This window comes from Sinomonas sp. T428B, from assembly GCF_056780155.1.
The window spans coordinates 1438918-1453854 of sequence record NZ_JBRAZR010000001.1 but is presented as its reverse complement, the minus strand read 5'-3'; the positions used below and the strand labels follow the sequence as shown (position 1 = coordinate 1453854).

The following is a 14937-nucleotide window of genomic DNA, read 5'->3' as shown; positions in this document are numbered from 1 at the left end:
TCTTCGATCGAGGCCTCTCGGACATCCGCGTCGGCGGATGCCCGCAGGGGCCACTACCGAGGACCGCAGGCTGCCGGTGCCTCCGAAGGGTAGGTCACTACGTGCTGGGACGGGCGGGGCGCCCGTCCCGAAAGGTGGAAGCGGCCCGTGCCCCTGTGCGCGAGGCACGGAAAGCACGGGCCGCTGCCAAGACTATCGGCGCAGGCCGAGTCGCTCGATGAGCGAACGGTAGCGGGCGATGTCGGTGTCGTGCAGGTACGCGAGCATGCGCTTGCGGCGACCCACGAGCGCGAGCAGGCCGCGCTGGGTGTGGAAGTCGTGCTTGTGCTGCTTCATGTGCTCAGTCAGGTCCTTGATGCGCTTGGTCAGGACGGCGACCTGGACCTCGGGGGACCCGGTGTCGCCTTCCTTCGTCGCGTACTCCTGGATGATTGCCTGCTTGACGGCGGGATCCAAAGCCATGGAAGCTCCTCGTGTCGTGCCGTGCGGCCCGCTGGACGGTGCGTCCCCGGGGAACGCCGACCCGCCGCCGCCCGAGGGCGGCAGGCCCGGTGGAACCGGTGCCGGCGCGGCCCAGGCCGCCACGGACTGCAGCGAGGGCCACCGAGGATTCTATCCGCTCGTGCCGCACTGTGTCGAAACGTGCGCCGCCGCTTGGCTCTGCCGCTAGGCCCCGATCTCGGTCCGGACGGCGAACAGCTCGGGGAAGAAGGTCAGGTCGAGGGCCCTGCGCAGGAACCCGACGCCGGTCGAGCCGCCCGTGCCCGTCTTGAACCCGATCGTGCGCTGGACCGTGCGCAGGTGCCGGAAGCGCCACAGCTGGAAGTTGTCCTCGAGGTCCACGAGCTCCTCGCACGTCTCGTACGCCGCCCAATGCTGCTCGGCCTGCTCATAGATCTCCTTGAACAGGGGCACGAGGCCGTCGCAGAAGGTGTGCGCGGCCGTGACGTCCCGCTCGAGGACCTCGGCCGGGACGGCGTAGCCATGGCGGGCGAGGTAGCGCAGGAACTCATCGTAGAGGCTAGGCGCCTCGAGGACGGCCCGCAGCTGCGCCTGCGCCTCGGGCTCGGCGTCGAACACCGGCAGCATGGCCGCGTTCTTGTTGCCGAGCGCGAACTCGACGGCACGGTACTGCCACGACTGGAACCCGGACGCGTGGCCGAGGAAGCCCCGGAACTGGGCGTACTCGTGGGGCGTGAGCGTCGCGAGTACGCTCCACTGCTCGGTGAGGGTCTTCTGGATGTGCTTGACCCGCGCGATGGCCTTGAGCGCCGCGCCGAGGTTGTCCTCGCGGAGCCACCCGCACGCGCTGCGCAGCTCATGGAGGACCAGCTTGAGCCACAGCTCGGTTGTCTGGTGCTGGATGATGAACAGGAGCTCGTCGTGGTGCTCCGGCTCGCTGACGGGCCTCTGGGCGCTCAGGAGGGTCTCGAGCTGGAGGTAGCCGCCGTAGCTCAGCCGCCCCGAGAGGTCCCGGACGATCCCGTCCTCGAGGGGTCGGGTGTTGGGGTTGTGGGTCGTCACGCCTTCACGCTAGCGCGGCTGGCCTGTCCCGGCGAGGACGCGCCGGGCCTGGTCGACGTCGAGCTTCATCTGCTCCACGAGCGCCTCGGGCCCCCGGTAGGCGACCATGCCGCGCAGGCGGCCGACGAACTCGACGGCGACCTTCTGCCCGTAGAGGTCGAAGTCCTCGGGCGACTCGTCGGGCCGGTCGATCACGTGGGCCTCGACCTGGCGGGAGACGCCGGCGAAGGTCGGGTTCGAGCCGACCGAGATGGCCGCGGGCCAGCGGGTGCCGGCCTCGTCGACGAGCCAGCCGGCGTAGATGCCGTCGGCGGGGATGTGCCCGGCGGCGTCGTGCTCGAGGTTCGCCGTGGGGAAGCCGAGGGCACGCCCGCGGGCGGCGCCGTGCACGACCTCGCCGTGCATCGAGTGCGGCCGCCCGAGGATCTCCGCCGCGAGCTCCACGTCGCCGGCCTCGAGCGCCTCCCGGACCCAGGTCGACGACGCGCGCCGCTCCTCGCCGTCGTCCGCGCCGGCGTGTCCCCCGGCGGCGGCGCCGCTCGGCGGAATGTGCTCGGTGAACTCCTTGACGACGACGACCTCGAACCCGAACTTCTCCCCGAGTTCCCGCATCGTGGACAGGTCCCCCGCGTTGCCCCGGCCGAAGCGCACGTCGTGCCCCACGACCACGTGGCTGGCCCGGAGCCCGTCGACGAAGACGCTGCCGACGAACTCCTCGGCGGTCTGCTGGGCGAACTCGAGCGTGTAGTGCAGGACGAGGATCGCGTCGAGGCCGTACTGGGCCAGGATCGCGAGCCGGTCCTCGAGGTCCATGATGAGGTGCGGCGCGGTGTCCGGGTGGTGCACCGTCGCGGGGTGCGGGTCGAACGTGACCGCCACCGTGCGGCTCCCTGCCGAGGCGGCGGCGCGCTTGAGCTCGGCGAGCACCTGCTGGTGGCCGCGGTGCACCCCGTCGAAGTTGCCGATGGTGACCGCGGCGGGCCCGAAGTCCTCGGGAACCTCGTCTAGGCCGTGCCAGATCAGAACCATCGTCCTCGCCTCGTCGCCGTGAGCATCGGTACCCTAGCCTACCGGCTGGCCGTGGGGTGGGCGGCCGGGCGCTCGGCACGGCGCGGGCGGTTCACGAAGAGCCACACGAGGCCGAGCAGCGGCAGGGCCAGCGGGACGTAGCCGTAGCCGCGGCCGAACCCGCTCCACACCGTGTCGTGCGGGAACGCCTCGGGGGCGAGGACGCTCGCCGCGCCGACGGCCAGGACGCCCACGAGCTCGAGGAGCACGGCCGAGAGGGTCACGTACCAGCTCGCGGTGCCGCGGCGCGCCATCGCCACGGTCGCGACGATGTAGACGACGGCGGCGAGCGCGCTCAGGGAGTACGCGAGGGGTGCCTCGGCGAACTTGGTCGCGATCTGGTAGCCCGCGCGGGCTGTCGAGGACACGGCGAAGATGCCGTAGACGGCCACGATGATGCGTCCGAGCCCCACGCTGCGGGTGCTCGGGGATGACTGGCGTGTCACAGGGTTGCTCCGTCCCAGATCTGCTCCATGCGGAACAGCATCACGAAGATGGTCAGCGGCACCGCGGCGAGCACGGCGTTGCTCCACCGGGTCTTGTCGGCCACAGCCCACCAGAACGCCGCGACCGGCACGAGGAGGGCGGTGATGAGGTAGCCCCAGAACTCCCACGTCTCGCCGTGGACCGGCTCGCCCCCGGACTGGCGGATGCCGGCCCCGACGCCATAGGCGACGAGGAAGAGCTCGACGGCGGCGACGGACAGGATCGCGGCATCGCCCGGGTAGGGCTTCATGATCACGGCGGCGAGGCAGACCAGGAGGGACACCACGCACACGGCGGCGCCGACCACGAAGAACGGGTCGGGGATCATGCGCCATCCCCGCGGGCGGCGAAGACGAGCTCGGGCTTCGCGACCGGGCCCGCGTCCTTGAGCAGGGCGACGAGCGACCCGTCCGGGGCGAACGCGGCCGTCACGGTGTCCTTGTCCGCGTCCTTGTCCGCGCCCGCGCGGCTCGCCGGGATGCGGCGGCCGAAGGAGAGCTCGACGGCCTCGTCCTCGCTCAGCTCGCGCACGGGCAGGAGGGAGCGGGCCGCGTCGGCGAGGGGCAGGAGGGCGAGGTCCTCGGCGAGCTGCTCGAGCGTGCGCGCCTGGCCGATGCCGTAGGGTCCGACCTGGGTGCGGCGCAGGGCCGTGAGGTGGCCGCCGACGCCGAGGTCGGCGCCCATGTCGCGGGCGAGGGCGCGGATGTAGGTGCCGGAGGAGCAGCGCACCGTCACGTCGACGTCCTGGAGCCGGCCGTTGCGGACCCGGCGGACCTCGTGCACGTCGAAGGAGTGGATCGTCACCGGCCGCGCCTCGAGCGCGACGTCGTGGCCCGCGCGGACGCGCGCGTACGAGCGCTCCCCGGCGACCTTGATCGCGCTCACGCTGCTCGGGACCTGCTGGATCTCGCCCGTGAGCCGGACGGCGGCGGCCCGGATCTGCTCCTCGGTCACCGCGGCGGCGATGCGCTCCTCAAGGACGTCGCCCTCGGCGTCGTCCGTCACGGTGCTCTGTCCGAGCCGGATGGTCGCGGTGTAGGTCTTCTCGGTGCCGACGATGTAGGACAGCAGGCGTGTCGCCTTGTTCACCCCGACGACGAGCACGCCCGTGGCCATGGGATCGAGGGTGCCCGCATGCCCCACCTTGCGGGTCCCCGCGAGGCGCCGGACCTTCCCCACCACGTCGTGGCTCGTCCACCCGCGCGGCTTGTCCACGATCACCAGTCCAGAAAGCACGCCTCCCAGTATATGGAGGCGTTCAGTACTCGATGCGCCCGCCGAACTCCGCCCAGGCCTCGAAGGGGCGCCCGCTGCCCGCGAGGTCGACCTGCGCGACAGGCATGAGCGAGCGGTCGGCGCCGTCGAAGTACTCGTAGAAGACGGCGTCGTCGAAGCCCGCCGCCGCGGCGTCCCCGCGGTCCGCCGCGAAGTGCACCGCTCCGACCCGGGCCCACAGCGCCGCGGCCAGGCACAGCGGGCAGGGCTCGCAGCTCGCGTAGAGGACGGCGCCGTGGAGGTCGAAGTCGGCTGTCTCTGCCGCCGCCCGCCGGATCGCGACGACCTCGGCGTGCGCGGTCGGGTCGTTGTCCCGCGTGACGCGGTTCACGCCGTCGAACGTCCGCCCGTCGGGCATGACGACGACGGCGCCGAACGGCCCGCCGCCGTCGGCGACGTTCGCGACGGCGAGCCCGACGGCGCGCTCGAGGTGGCGCTGCACGTCGCTCTCGGCCAGCCCCGCCTCGACGCTCTCCCGGTTCCCCATGCGCCCATGCTAAGCGCCCGCTGGCCTCTGGCGGACCTAGCGCGGCCGAGGTGAGCGGTCTATGGTGGCTGCCAACTGGAGGACGCCATTTCATGGTCTCGGTGTCAGAACTGCCAGGGAGACACCCATGAAGAGAATCCCGGCCATCCTCGCCGCGTCCGCGCTGCTGCTCATGCCCGCGGGTGCGGCCCACGCCGCTCCGCCAGCCTCGGAGCCAACAGTCATCGCCTCGGGTCTCATCTCGCCGCTCCACGTGAGCATTGGGCCCGGCAAGTCAGCGATGGTCAGCCAGGAGTTTGCCGGCCTCCTGACCCGGGTCAACCACGACGGATCGACGGAGAACCTCGTCTCGGAGCCGGGGTGGCTCCTCGCCGGATCCGATACCCGGGGCGCAACGACGTACTACCTCGACAGCCAAGGCGCCGGCCCCTTCGACAACCCCCCGGTGGAGAACATCGGCAGGCTACTGGCGGTGGGCCCGGATGGCAGCGTGCGCGTGATCACCGACCAGATCGGCGCCTACGAGGCGGCGAACAATCCGGACCAGGTCAACCGCTATGGCCTGACCGAATTCGATGCGGAGTGCGCCGCCGAGCTCAAGGCGACGGACCCGTTCCATGAGGCCCAGTACACAGGCGAGGCCGACTCGCATCCCTACGCGCTCGACGTCGTCGGCAGGACGGCCTACGTCGCGGATGCCGGCATGAACGCCGTGATCGCGGTTGACCTCATCACGGGCGCGATCTCAACGGTTGCCATCCTTCCGCCGAGGCCCGTCAGAGTGTCCGCCCAGCAGGCAGAAGACCTGGGAGTTCCGGCCTGCGCCGGGCTGACCTACGCCTTCGAGCCGGTCCCGACGGACGTCGAGCGGGGGCGCGATGGGTGGCTCTACGTCTCCTCCCTTCCGGGCGGCCCTGAGGAGCCCGTCCTCGGCGTCCGGGGCGCGATCTTCACGATCAACCCCGCGACCGGGGACGTGCAGCTGTACGCCGACCGCATCCTCACCCCGACGGGCATCGCCTTCGGGCAAAGGGGGGAGCTGTATGTGGCCTCGCTCTTCGGTGGCGGCATCTACCGCGTGCCGGCGGGCGGCGGACCAGCGGAGCTCTTCCTGCAGGCCGCGCTGCCTGCCGACGTCACCGTCAGCGGGTCAACGCTCTACGCAACGACCAACGTCCTCGGACCAGAGGAGGCGCCTCCAGCGGGACAGCTCATCTCGCTCAAGCTGTAGAACAGACAGAAAGCACGCGAGGCCCGCATCCTCATGGGTGCGGGCCTCGCGTCTTTCGTGGACGGACCTCAGTCCACGGTCTCGTCTTCGACGTCGTCGAACTCGCCGCGGTCGGTCACGTCGTCGGCGTCCTCGGCGCCCGTCTCCTTGCGGTACGGGTCGGCCTCGCCGGCGGGCTTGGCGCCGGCGGCGAGGCGGGCCACTTCGGCGTCGCGCTCCTTGGCCTGCCGGAGCAGGTCCTCGAGGTGCGAGGCGTTGACGGGGACCTCGTCGGCGACGAACTCGAGCGTGGGCGTGAGGCGGATGGTGAGGTTGCGCCCCACCTCGCGCCGCAGGACGCCCTTCTTGGCCTCGAGCACGTCGCGGGCGCCCTGCTGGGACGCGGCGTCGCCGAAGACCGTGTAGTAGACGGTCGCATGCTGCAGGTCGTTCGTGACGCGGGCGTCGGTCACGGTGATGGTCTCGGCGCGCTCGTCCTTGACGGCCTTGCGCAGCGCCTCCGCCACCACCACCTTGATGCGCTGCGCGAGACGCGCGGCGCGTGCCGGATCGGCCATGGGATGAACTCCTAGGGGTCGTGCCGGCAGCGCGGCTGCCGGGGCGTGGGAGGGACAGGAAAGGGGGTCCCGCGGGCGGGACCCCCTTCCTCGGGACGGCTAGACGCGCGGCTTCTCGCGCATCTCGAACGTCTCGATGATGTCCTCGAGCTGGATGTCGTTGAACGAGCCAAGGCCGATACCGCACTCGAAGCCCTCCCGGACCTCGGTCGCGTCGTCCTTGAACCGCTTGAGCGACTCGATGGTCAGCTTGTCGCCGATCACGACGCCGTCGCGCAGCACACGGGCCTTCGCGTTGCGGCGGATGAGGCCGCTGCGGACGATCGAACCGGCGATGTTGCCGAACTTGGAGGACTTGAAGACCTCGCGCACCTCGGCGGTGCCCAGCTGGACCTCCTCGTACTCCGGCTTGAGCATGCCCTTGAGCGCGAGCTCGATGTCCTCGATCGCCGCGTAGATGACCGAGTAGAAGCGCATGTCCACGCCCTCGCGGTCCGCGAGCTCGGCGACGCGCTCGGCCGGCTTGACGTTGAAGCCGATGATGATCGCGTTGTCGACCGTCGCAAGGTTGACGTCGTTCTGGGTGATCGCGCCGACACCGCGGTGGATGACGCGGAGCTGGACGTCCTCGCCCACATCGATCTTGAGCAGCGAGTCCTCGAGCGCCTCGACGGCACCCGAGACGTCGCCCTTGAGGATGAGGTTGAGGGTGTCGATCTTGCCCTCGGCCACAGCCTGGTCGAAGTCCTCGAGGCTGATGCGCTTGCGGCGCTTGGCCAGCTGGGCGTTGCGCTCGGCGGCCTCCCGCTTCTCAGCGATCTGGCGGGCGGTGCGCTCGTCCTCGGTCACGAGGAACGTGTCACCGGCGCGCGGCACCGAGGACAGGCCCAGGACCTGGACAGGGCGCGACGGCGTCGCGGCCTCGACGGCCTCGCCGTCCTCGTCGAACATCGCACGGACGCGGCCGTGGGCGGTGCCCGCCACGATCGTGTCGCCGACGCGCAGGGTGCCCGACTGGACCAGGACGGTCGCGACTGCGCCGCGGCCCTTGTCGAGGTTGGCCTCGATCGCGACGCCGCGGGCGTCCTTGTTCGGGTTGGCCCGCAGGTCGAGGGCTGCGTCCGCGGTCAGGAGCACCGCGGAGAGCAGGTCGTCGATGTTGAGGTTCTGGCGTGCGGAGACGTCCACGAACATCGTGTCGCCGCCGTACTCCTCGGGAACGAGGCCGTACTCGGTGAGCTGGCCGCGGATCTTGTCCGGGTTCGCGCCCTCCTTGTCGATCTTGTTCACCGCGACGACGATCGGCACGTTGGCCGCCTGCGCGTGGTTGAGCGCCTCAACCGTCTGCGGCATGACGCCGTCGTCGGCGGCCACGACGAGCACCGCGATGTCGGTCACCTGTGCACCGCGGGCACGCATGGCGGTGAACGCCTCGTGGCCCGGGGTGTCGATGAACGTCAGGCGGCGCTGCTCACCCTCGTGGTCGAACCCGATCTGGTAGGCACCGATGTGCTGCGTGATGCCGCCGTGCTCGCCCGCGACCACGTTGGTGTTGCGGATCGCGTCGAGGAGGCGGGTCTTGCCGTGGTCGACGTGGCCCATGACCGTCACGACCGCGGGGCGCTTCTCGAGGTCCTCGTCGGTCTCGGCCTCGAGCTCGGCGTCGAGGTCGATGTCGAAGGACTCGAGCAGCTCGCGCTCCTCGTCCTCCGGCGAGACGACCTGGATCTTGTACCCGAGCTCCTCGCCGAGGACCGAGAAGGTCTCCTCGTCGAGGGACTGCGTTGCGGTCGCCATCTCGCCGAGGTGGAAGAGCACCGTGACGAGCGACGCCGGGTTCGCATCGATCTTCTCAGCGAAGTCCGTGATGGACGCGCCGCGGCGCAGGCGCACGATCGTGCTGCCGTCGCCACGGGGCACCGAGACGCCGCCGAGCGACGGAGCGCTCATCTGCTCCAGTTCCTGGCGCTTCGCGCGCTTCGACTTGCGCTGCTTGCCGCGGCCTGCGCCGCCCTTGCCGAAGGCTCCCTGCGTGCCGCCGCGTCCGCGGCCGCCCTTGCCGAAGCCGCCGCCTGCGGGCGCGCCGCCACCGCCGCCGGGGGCGCCCCCGGGGCGACCCGGGCCGCGGCCGCCGGTACCGGCGGGACGCGCGCCCGGCTGCGGGCGGTCAGTGCGGGGAGGCATCATGCCGGGGTTCGGGCGCGGGCCGCCCGTGCCGCCGGGGCGCGGGGCACCCGGACGGGGCGCACCGGTGCGGGGGGCGCCAGGACGCGGGATGCCTGCGGTGCCGCCGCCGGGACGCGGGGCCGCGGGACGGGGACCGCCGGGACGCGGACCGCCCGGACGCTCGCCGTCACGGCCGCCGCCCGGACGGGGCATGCCCTGCGAGGACGCGAAGGGGTTGTTGCCCGGGCGCGGCGCACGGTCGCTGTCGCGACCGGGGCGCTGCATGCCCTGCGAGGACGAGAACGGGTTGTTGCCCGGGCGGGGTCCGCCGGGACGCGGGCCAGGGGTGGCGCCGGGACGGGCTGCCGGGCGCGGCGCCTCGGGGCGCGCGGCCGGACGCTCGCTGGGGCGCGGGGCCTCAGCGCGCGGCGCGCTCGGGGCCGCGGGGGCCGGGCGGGACGCCTCGGCCGCGGGGCGCGGAGCCTCGGCGGCGGGGCGCGGGGCCTCCGCCGCCGGACGCGGTGCCGGGGCGGGACGGGTGGACGACGGCGCCGCGGCGGCCGGGCGCGCGGGCCCGGGCGTCGGGGCGGAGCTGGCAGCCCTCGGCGCGGCCGGGCGCGACTTCTCGCCCGCCTTGGAGCCGGGCTTGCCGCCTTCGGCGGGGTAGGCGTCGCGAAGCTTCTTCACGACGGGCGCCTCGATCGTCGAGGACGCGGAACGCACGAATTCGCCGAGCTCTGCGAGCTTGGCGACGGCGTCCTTGGAGGTGATACCGAGCTCCTTGGCGAGCTCGTGTACGCGGACCTTGGCCACATTTCTCCTGTCTCGGTCCGCGCCGAGCCAGGCACGAACCGTCTACTGCTTGCTGCTGGTCCCGTCAGCGAACTCCCTGAGCGCTGACGAGCCCTCTGCGGTGCGCACCACAAAGATCATGGCTACGCACTCATCGGATGGGGACTCATCGGGTGTCCATCAGATTTCTGACCCGCTTTCAGCTTGGACGGTGTCGGGCCCGGCAAATCCCGGGACCGAGGAGCCGAAGTAGTCGTCGACGGGCGTCGCGTCCACCGGGCCTCGGAAGGCACGCTGGAACGCCCGCCGCTTGACGGCTTGCTTCAGGCATGCCCCGTCGGAGTGCAGCCACGCACCGCGACCGGGCAGCCGGCGGCGCGGATCCACGACGACGCGCTGGGCGTCATCGGGGTCCCGGACCAGCCGGAGCAGTTCCGACCGGGCCGCGGTCTGGCGGCATCCGATGCACGTGCGCAGGGGCTCGGCGGTACTGCGCGTCATCCCACTGCTCTCTGCCTCGCCGCGGCCTTGTGGCCGCGGCTCGCGCATCGCACGATCATCGTCTGGCGCCGGGCGCGAACCCGGACTTGTCTATTCTAGACCCTTGCCCCGCAGAACCTTGCATGCGCCGCGACGCCTCCGGCCCCGCCTGGGCGAGGGCTCAGGCCTGGGCGTCGGATCCGATGTCGATCCGCCAGCCGGTGAGCTTCGCGGCGAGGCGGGCATTCTGGCCCTCCTTGCCGATCGCGAGCGAGAGCTGGTAGTCCGGCACGAGGACCCGCGCCGAGCGCGTGGCCTCGTCGACGATGGTCACGCTCGTGACCTTCGACGGCGAGAGCGCGTTGGCGATGAAGGTCGCCGCGTCGTCGCTGTAGTCGACGATGTCGATCTTCTCGTCGTTGAGCTCCGTCATGACCGCGCGCACGCGGGAGCCGAGCTCGCCGATGCACGCGCCCTTGGCGTTGATGCCGGGGACGTTCGCGCGCACCGCGATCTTGGTCCGGTGCCCGGCCTCGCGCGCGATCGCGACGATCTCCACGGCCTTGTCCGCGATCTCGGGGACCTCGAGCTCGAAGAGCCGCTTGACGAGCCCCGGGTGGGAGCGGGACAGCGTGATGGACGGGCCCTTCATCCCGCGGTGGACGTCCACCACGTAGGCGCGGATGCGCGTGCCGTGGCGGTAGTCCTCGCCCGGGACCTGCTCGGGCGGCGGCAGGAGGGCCTCGACGGCGCCGAGGTTCACCTGCACCATGTTCGGGTTGTGCCCCTGCTGGATCGTGCCGGCGATGAGCTCCCCCTCGCGGCCCTTGAACTCGCCGAGGACGTTGTCGTCCTCGACGTCGCGCAGCCGCTGCAGGATGACCTGCCGGGCCGTCATCGCGGCGATGCGGCCGAAGCCCTCGGGGGTGTCGTCGAACTCCCCGATCGGGTTGCCCTCCTCGTCGACCTCCGTCGCCCAGATGGTCACGTGGCCGCTCTTGCGGTCGACCTCGGCGCGGGCCTTGTCGATCGCGCCCGGCGACTTGTGGTACGCGAGCAGGAGTGCCTGCTCGATGGTGGGGATGAGCTTGTCGACGGGGATGTCCCGCTCACGCTCCAGCAGGCGCAGCGCGCTCATGTCGATGTCCACTAGGCCTCCTCGGCGTTCTCGGTGTCAGGGTGGTCGTCGGCGGCGTCGTCGTCGAGGTCCGCCTCGTCGAACTGCGCCTCGTCGAGGTGCGCGAACTCGATCTCGACCTTGCCGCTGCGGATGCGCTCGAACGGCAGCTCGACGGGCTCGCCGGGCTTGGGCTTGACGCCCTTCTTCGCCGGCAGGTCGGGCACGACGACGATGCCGGCGGCGCTGACCTCGCGCAGGCGCCCGGTGACGTTCTCCCCCTGGATGACGTTGACCTTGACGAGCCGACCGCGGGCGCGGCGCCAGTGCCGCGGCTCGGTGAGCGGGCGGCCCACGCCCGGCGAGGAGACCTCGAGGTCGTAGGGGCGGCTGTCGCCCGCGGTCTCGGCGTCCATGACGACGGAGAGCTCGCGCGAGAGCTCCGCGATGACGTCGAGCCCCACGCCGCCGGTCTCCTCGTCGGGGAGGTCGACGACGACGTGCACGGTGCGGTGCTTCCCCGCGGGCTTGACGGTGACGCCCTCGAGCACGAGTCCGTGGGCCTGGACCGCCGGCTCGAGCACTGTGTGGAGGCGGGCTTCTTCTCCGCTTGCCGGGGATGCCTCCTGCGCCTTCGACGGGCTGCCCGCCTCGGGCAGATCGGGCTCGGACATGGCGGTCCGCCTCCTTTGCTCAGTTGTGCCCCTAGCCTATCGGCTCCGGAGGCGGGGCGCGGCAGCCGCCCGGGGCCGTGGCATGATCTAGAGCCGTGACATCCACCACCGAGGGCCCCGACGCTTCCGCGCGCCCGCACGACGCCGCCGCCCCCCGCCGCTGGCCGCGGCCCCTCGTGTGGGCCGCATCCGCGGCGGTGGCCCTCGCCGTGGGCGCCGGGGCGGCGCTCATCGCCGCGCCCGCGCCCCGCCCCCCGCAGCCCTCAGCGAGCGAGCTCGCGCTCGCGGCCGCCGAGGACGACGCCGTCCGGCTCGCCGCCGCGGCCGGGGCCCTCGCCGCCGCCGGCCCCGAGCCTGCCCGGGCGGCCGCTCGCGGCGCCGCGTCCGTCCTCAACCTCCAGGCGGCCGTGCTCGACGGGCGCCCCCAGCTCCCCGAGGACGCCGCCGGGGCCTCGCCGTCGTCGCCGGGCTCGCCGTCCTCGGGCTCGCCGTCATCCCCCACGCCGCCGCCGTCACCCTCCATGGTTCCGGCCCCCGCGCCCGGCGACCTCGCGCGCGGGCTCGCGGACAGCGCCCGCCGGCGCCTGGCCGACGTCGGGCGGGTCGACGGTCCCACCGCCGCGGCCCTCGCGTCCGTCGCCGCGGGCCAGCTCCTCGCGGCCCGCTCGCTCGACCCGCTCGTAGGGGACGTCGCCGCCGGAACGGCAGACACAGGTGCGGAAGGCACCGGCACGGCGAGCACCGGGACATCGGCCGCGTGCCCCTCCCCCGGTCCCGATCCGGCGCCGTTCGAGGCCGTCCAGACGGCCGAGGCCGCGAGCGTGTGGGCCTACACCGTCCTCGCGGCACGGGCTGTCGGCGAGGGGGCCCGCGGCGAGCGGGCCGAGCGGCTCGAGGCCGCCGCCGCGCACGAGGCCCAGCTCGCGCTGCTCGCCCGCGCAGCCGGGCAGGCCTGCGCGGCCCTGCCCCCGCGGGCGCCCGGGGCCGCCCTCCCGGCGGACGCGGGCAGCCCGGCCTCGCTCGCGGCCCTCGAAGAGTCGGCGGCCCAGGCCTGGGCTGACCTCGTCGGCGCCGCGGCGCCCGGGGCGCGGCCCGCCGCCACCCAGGGCCTGGCCGCGGCTGCCGCGGGGCGCGCCGCCGCGGGCCCGCTCGAGCCGGCGGAAGCGGCGTTCCCCGGACACCGCGCGGCGCAGGAGTCGGCAGCCTCCCTCGCAGCCCCCGGCCCCGCCGCGGACTGAGCGCAGGCCCGGGTTGCTGGCAGCGGGGCGTCAGCACTGCGAGAGTGGAAGCATGCCGAGTGAATCCGCTGAATCAGCCACTGAGCTCCATCCCGAGCCGCAGGGCACCGACCTCGCCGCGAAGCTGAACTGGCTCCGCGCGGGCATCCTCGGCGCCAACGACGGCATCGTCTCGGTCGCCGCCGTCGTCGTCGGCGTCGCAGGCGTCACGACGGCCACGGGGCCGATCCTCGCCGCCGGGGCCGCGGCCCTCGCGGGCGGGGCGATCTCGATGGCGCTCGGCGAGTACGTCTCGGTGAGCAGCCAGAGCGACAGCCAGCGGCACCTCATCGCGAAGGAGAGCCAGGAGCTCGAGGAGAAGCCGCGCGAGGAGTTCGACGAGCTCGTCGAGCTGTACCGCGGCAAGGGGCTCTCCGAGGCCACGGCCGCGAGGGTCGCCAAGGAGCTCACCGCGCGGGACCCGCTGCGCGCCCACCTCGACATCGAGCTCGGGATCGACCCCGACGAGATCGTGAGCCCGTGGCACGCAGCCTTCGCCTCGGCGATCTCCTTCCTCCTCGGCGCGGCCCTGCCGCTGCTGACAATCCTGCTCTTCCCGCCGGACGTCCGCGTCCCGGCGACGTTCGCGGCCGTGCTGGCCGCGCTGGCCCTCACGGGCACCTTCGGCGCGTGGATCGGCGGCGGCTCCCGCGTGCGGGCGGCCGTGCGCGTCGTCCTCGGCGGGGCGCTCGCGCTCGCGACGACGTTCGGCCTCGGCAGCCTGCTCGGCACCACGGGCCTCGTATGACCCACGAGCGTGAGCGCGAGGCGCTCGTCCCGGAGTCCCTGCGCGAGCGCTGCCTACGCTCCCCCGGGGGCAGGGCCTGGCTCGACTCGCTGCCCGGGACGCTCGCCGAGCGCTGCGCCGCATGGGGCCTCGTGCCCGACCTGCCGCCCTGGCAGCCCGGGTTCGCGGGCATGTGGGCCGTGGTCGTCCCGGTGCGCCGCGGGGACGAGCCGCTCGCGCTCAAGCTCGTGCGTCCGCACCCGGAGGCATCGCTCGAGCCCGTGGCCCTGCGCCTGTGGGACGGGGCCGGGGCCGTCCGGCTCGTCGACGCGGACCCGGCCTCCGGCGCGCTCCTGCTCGAGCGCCTCGACGCGGGCCGGCGGCTCGAGGACGTGGCCTTCCCCGAGGCCGCCGCGGTCTGGGGCGCCCTCGTGCAACGGCTCTCCATCCCCGAGGACGAGCGCGCCGAGTGGGCGATGCTCGAGCGGATCGACGCCCGGGCCGAGCGCTGGAGCGACGAGCTGCCCGAGCGCTGGGAGCGGCTCGGGCGGCCGTTCCCGCGCTGGCTCCTCGAGGCCGCCCTCGACGTGTGCGCGACCCGCGGCGCGGTGGGCAGGCGCGGGGGCCGCGACGTCCTCGTGCACACCGACCTGCACGGCATGAACGTCCTCGCGGTCCTCGATGGAGCCGAAGGCCCGGCGGGGGCGGCGGACGCGGGCTTCCGGGCGATCGACCCGCAGGTGGCCGTCGGCGAGGCCGAGTACGCCGTCGCGCCCATGCTGTGGAACCGGCTCCGTGAGCTGCCCGAGCGGGGCGCGCCCGAGGCCCTCGCGGAGCGCTGCCGGCTGCTAGCGGCGGAGGCGCGGCTCGACGCCGAGGCCGCGCGCGAGTGGGCGGTGCTGCGGGAGGTCGAGAACGCCCTCGGCCACGCGGAGCGGCCCGGGCACCGGGAGGACCTCGAACGGTCCCTGTGGGTCGCGAGCGCGCTCTGCGGCCGGCTGCTGCCCGGCCTCCCGGGGGCCCGGGACTTCGCGCCGCTGGGCTGAGGACGGCACTCGCAAGGCGGCGCCGCAGAA

The 14937-nt window shown here is 73.2% G+C and carries 16 protein-coding genes; 4 read left to right on the top strand and 12 right to left on the bottom strand.

From position 1 onward, the window contains the following. Positions 1-192 precede the first annotated feature (192 nt). The 7 genes from rpsO to ACUYMY_RS06700 all read right to left on the bottom strand — a co-directional run bounded on the left by rpsO (position 193) and on the right by ACUYMY_RS06700 (position 4840). Positions 193-462, bottom strand: coding sequence for a 30S ribosomal protein S15 (gene rpsO, locus ACUYMY_RS06730; RefSeq protein ID WP_077489187.1), 270 nt, complete (start codon positions 460-462; stop codon positions 193-195). Between the two features lie 204 nt (positions 463-666). Beyond that, positions 667-1524, bottom strand: coding sequence for a tryptophan 2,3-dioxygenase (kynA, locus tag ACUYMY_RS06725; RefSeq protein WP_481702835.1), 858 nt, complete (start codon positions 1522-1524; stop codon positions 667-669). Between the two features lie 9 nt (positions 1525-1533). Next, positions 1534-2553: a bifunctional riboflavin kinase/FAD synthetase gene (locus tag ACUYMY_RS06720; RefSeq protein ID WP_481702834.1), complete on the bottom strand. Its 1020-nt coding sequence runs from the start codon at positions 2551-2553 to the stop codon at positions 1534-1536. A 38-nt stretch (positions 2554-2591) separates the two neighbouring features. Then, on the bottom strand, positions 2592-3038 hold the full coding sequence (locus ACUYMY_RS06715; protein ID WP_481702833.1) for a hypothetical protein: 447 nt from the start codon (positions 3036-3038) through the stop codon (positions 2592-2594). Then, positions 3035-3406, bottom strand: a complete 372-nt coding sequence (locus ACUYMY_RS06710; RefSeq protein ID WP_481702832.1) for a hypothetical protein — start codon at positions 3404-3406, stop codon at positions 3035-3037. Before ACUYMY_RS06710 ends, ACUYMY_RS06715 begins: the two co-directional genes overlap by 4 nt. Next, positions 3403-4314 (bottom strand): tRNA pseudouridine(55) synthase TruB, encoded by a 912-nt coding sequence (gene truB, locus ACUYMY_RS06705; protein WP_481702831.1) that lies wholly within the window; start codon positions 4312-4314, stop codon positions 3403-3405. The genes ACUYMY_RS06710 and truB overlap by 4 nt, the downstream gene beginning before the upstream one ends. 22 nt (positions 4315-4336) lie before the next feature. Beyond that, positions 4337-4840 carry a nucleoside deaminase gene (locus ACUYMY_RS06700; RefSeq protein WP_481702830.1) on the bottom strand — a complete coding sequence of 168 codons (504 nt, stop codon included), beginning with the start codon at positions 4838-4840 and terminating at the stop codon, positions 4337-4339. Between the two features lie 127 nt (positions 4841-4967). Here ACUYMY_RS06700 and ACUYMY_RS06695 point away from each other — a divergent pair, with 127 nt between their 5' ends. Beyond that, the gene (locus tag ACUYMY_RS06695; RefSeq protein WP_481702829.1) at positions 4968-6071 is read left to right on the top strand and encodes a ScyD/ScyE family protein; all 1104 of its coding nucleotides are present in this window, start codon (positions 4968-4970) and stop codon (positions 6069-6071) included. 68 nt (positions 6072-6139) lie between these two features. Here the strand turns inward: ACUYMY_RS06695 and rbfA are convergent, their stop codons facing one another. From rbfA to rimP, 5 genes are all read right to left on the bottom strand, one after another. Continuing rightward, positions 6140-6628, bottom strand: coding sequence for a 30S ribosome-binding factor RbfA (gene rbfA / locus ACUYMY_RS06690; RefSeq protein ID WP_481702828.1), 489 nt, complete (start codon positions 6626-6628; stop codon positions 6140-6142). A gap of 99 nt (positions 6629-6727) precedes the next feature. Continuing rightward, positions 6728-9607, bottom strand: a complete 2880-nt coding sequence (gene infB, locus ACUYMY_RS06685; protein ID WP_481702827.1) for a translation initiation factor IF-2 — start codon at positions 9605-9607, stop codon at positions 6728-6730. Positions 9608-9766: 159 nt separating this feature from the next. Continuing rightward, positions 9767-10087 carry a YlxR family protein gene (locus ACUYMY_RS06680; RefSeq protein ID WP_481702826.1) on the bottom strand — a complete coding sequence of 107 codons (321 nt, stop codon included), beginning with the start codon at positions 10085-10087 and terminating at the stop codon, positions 9767-9769. A 160-nt stretch (positions 10088-10247) separates the two neighbouring features. After that, entirely contained in the window at positions 10248-11216 is a 969-nt protein-coding gene (gene nusA / locus ACUYMY_RS06675; RefSeq protein ID WP_481702825.1) for a transcription termination factor NusA, read from the bottom strand. After that, complete coding sequence (rimP, locus tag ACUYMY_RS06670; RefSeq protein WP_481702824.1) at positions 11216-11857, bottom strand: ribosome maturation factor RimP; 642 nt, start codon at positions 11855-11857, stop codon at positions 11216-11218. Before rimP ends, nusA begins: the two co-directional genes overlap by 1 nt. 95 nt (positions 11858-11952) lie before the next feature. On the opposite strand from rimP, the gene ACUYMY_RS06665 reads away from it, so the two are divergent. The 3 genes from ACUYMY_RS06665 to ACUYMY_RS06655 are packed head-to-tail and all read left to right on the top strand — an operon-like array spanning position 11953 to position 14907. Beyond that, positions 11953-13095, top strand: coding sequence for a DUF4439 domain-containing protein (locus ACUYMY_RS06665; RefSeq protein WP_481702823.1), 1143 nt, complete (start codon positions 11953-11955; stop codon positions 13093-13095). 52 nt (positions 13096-13147) lie between these two features. Further along, complete coding sequence (locus tag ACUYMY_RS06660) at positions 13148-13882, top strand: VIT1/CCC1 transporter family protein (protein ID WP_481702822.1); 735 nt, start codon at positions 13148-13150, stop codon at positions 13880-13882. Further along, a complete protein-coding gene (locus ACUYMY_RS06655) occupies positions 13879-14907 on the top strand; it encodes an aminoglycoside phosphotransferase family protein (protein WP_481702821.1) in 1029 nt (342 codons plus the stop codon). Before ACUYMY_RS06660 ends, ACUYMY_RS06655 begins: the two co-directional genes overlap by 4 nt. The last annotated feature ends 30 nt before the right edge of the window (positions 14908-14937 follow it).

Excerpts from the sequence above, each read along its gene's own strand:
- rpsO (WP_077489187.1), bottom strand. The coding sequence starts at position 462 with ATGGCTTTGGATCCCGCCGTCAAGCAGGCAATCATCCAGGAGTACGCG.
- ACUYMY_RS06660 (WP_481702822.1), top strand. The coding sequence starts at position 13,148 with ATGCCGAGTGAATCCGCTGAATCAGCCACTGAGCTCCATCCCGAGCCG.
- ACUYMY_RS06710 (WP_481702832.1), bottom strand. The coding sequence starts at position 3,406 with ATGATCCCCGACCCGTTCTTCGTGGTCGGCGCCGCCGTGTGCGTGGTG.
- ACUYMY_RS06655 (WP_481702821.1), top strand. The coding sequence starts at position 13,879 with ATGACCCACGAGCGTGAGCGCGAGGCGCTCGTCCCGGAGTCCCTGCGC.
- ACUYMY_RS06700 (WP_481702830.1), bottom strand. The coding sequence starts at position 4,840 with ATGGGGAACCGGGAGAGCGTCGAGGCGGGGCTGGCCGAGAGCGACGTG.
- rimP (WP_481702824.1), bottom strand. The coding sequence starts at position 11,857 with ATGTCCGAGCCCGATCTGCCCGAGGCGGGCAGCCCGTCGAAGGCGCAG.
- ACUYMY_RS06695 (WP_481702829.1), top strand. The coding sequence starts at position 4,968 with ATGAAGAGAATCCCGGCCATCCTCGCCGCGTCCGCGCTGCTGCTCATG.
- ACUYMY_RS06720 (WP_481702834.1), bottom strand. The coding sequence starts at position 2,553 with ATGGTTCTGATCTGGCACGGCCTAGACGAGGTTCCCGAGGACTTCGGG.
- ACUYMY_RS06680 (WP_481702826.1), bottom strand. The coding sequence starts at position 10,087 with ATGACGCGCAGTACCGCCGAGCCCCTGCGCACGTGCATCGGATGCCGC.
- rbfA (WP_481702828.1), bottom strand. The coding sequence starts at position 6,628 with ATGGCCGATCCGGCACGCGCCGCGCGTCTCGCGCAGCGCATCAAGGTG.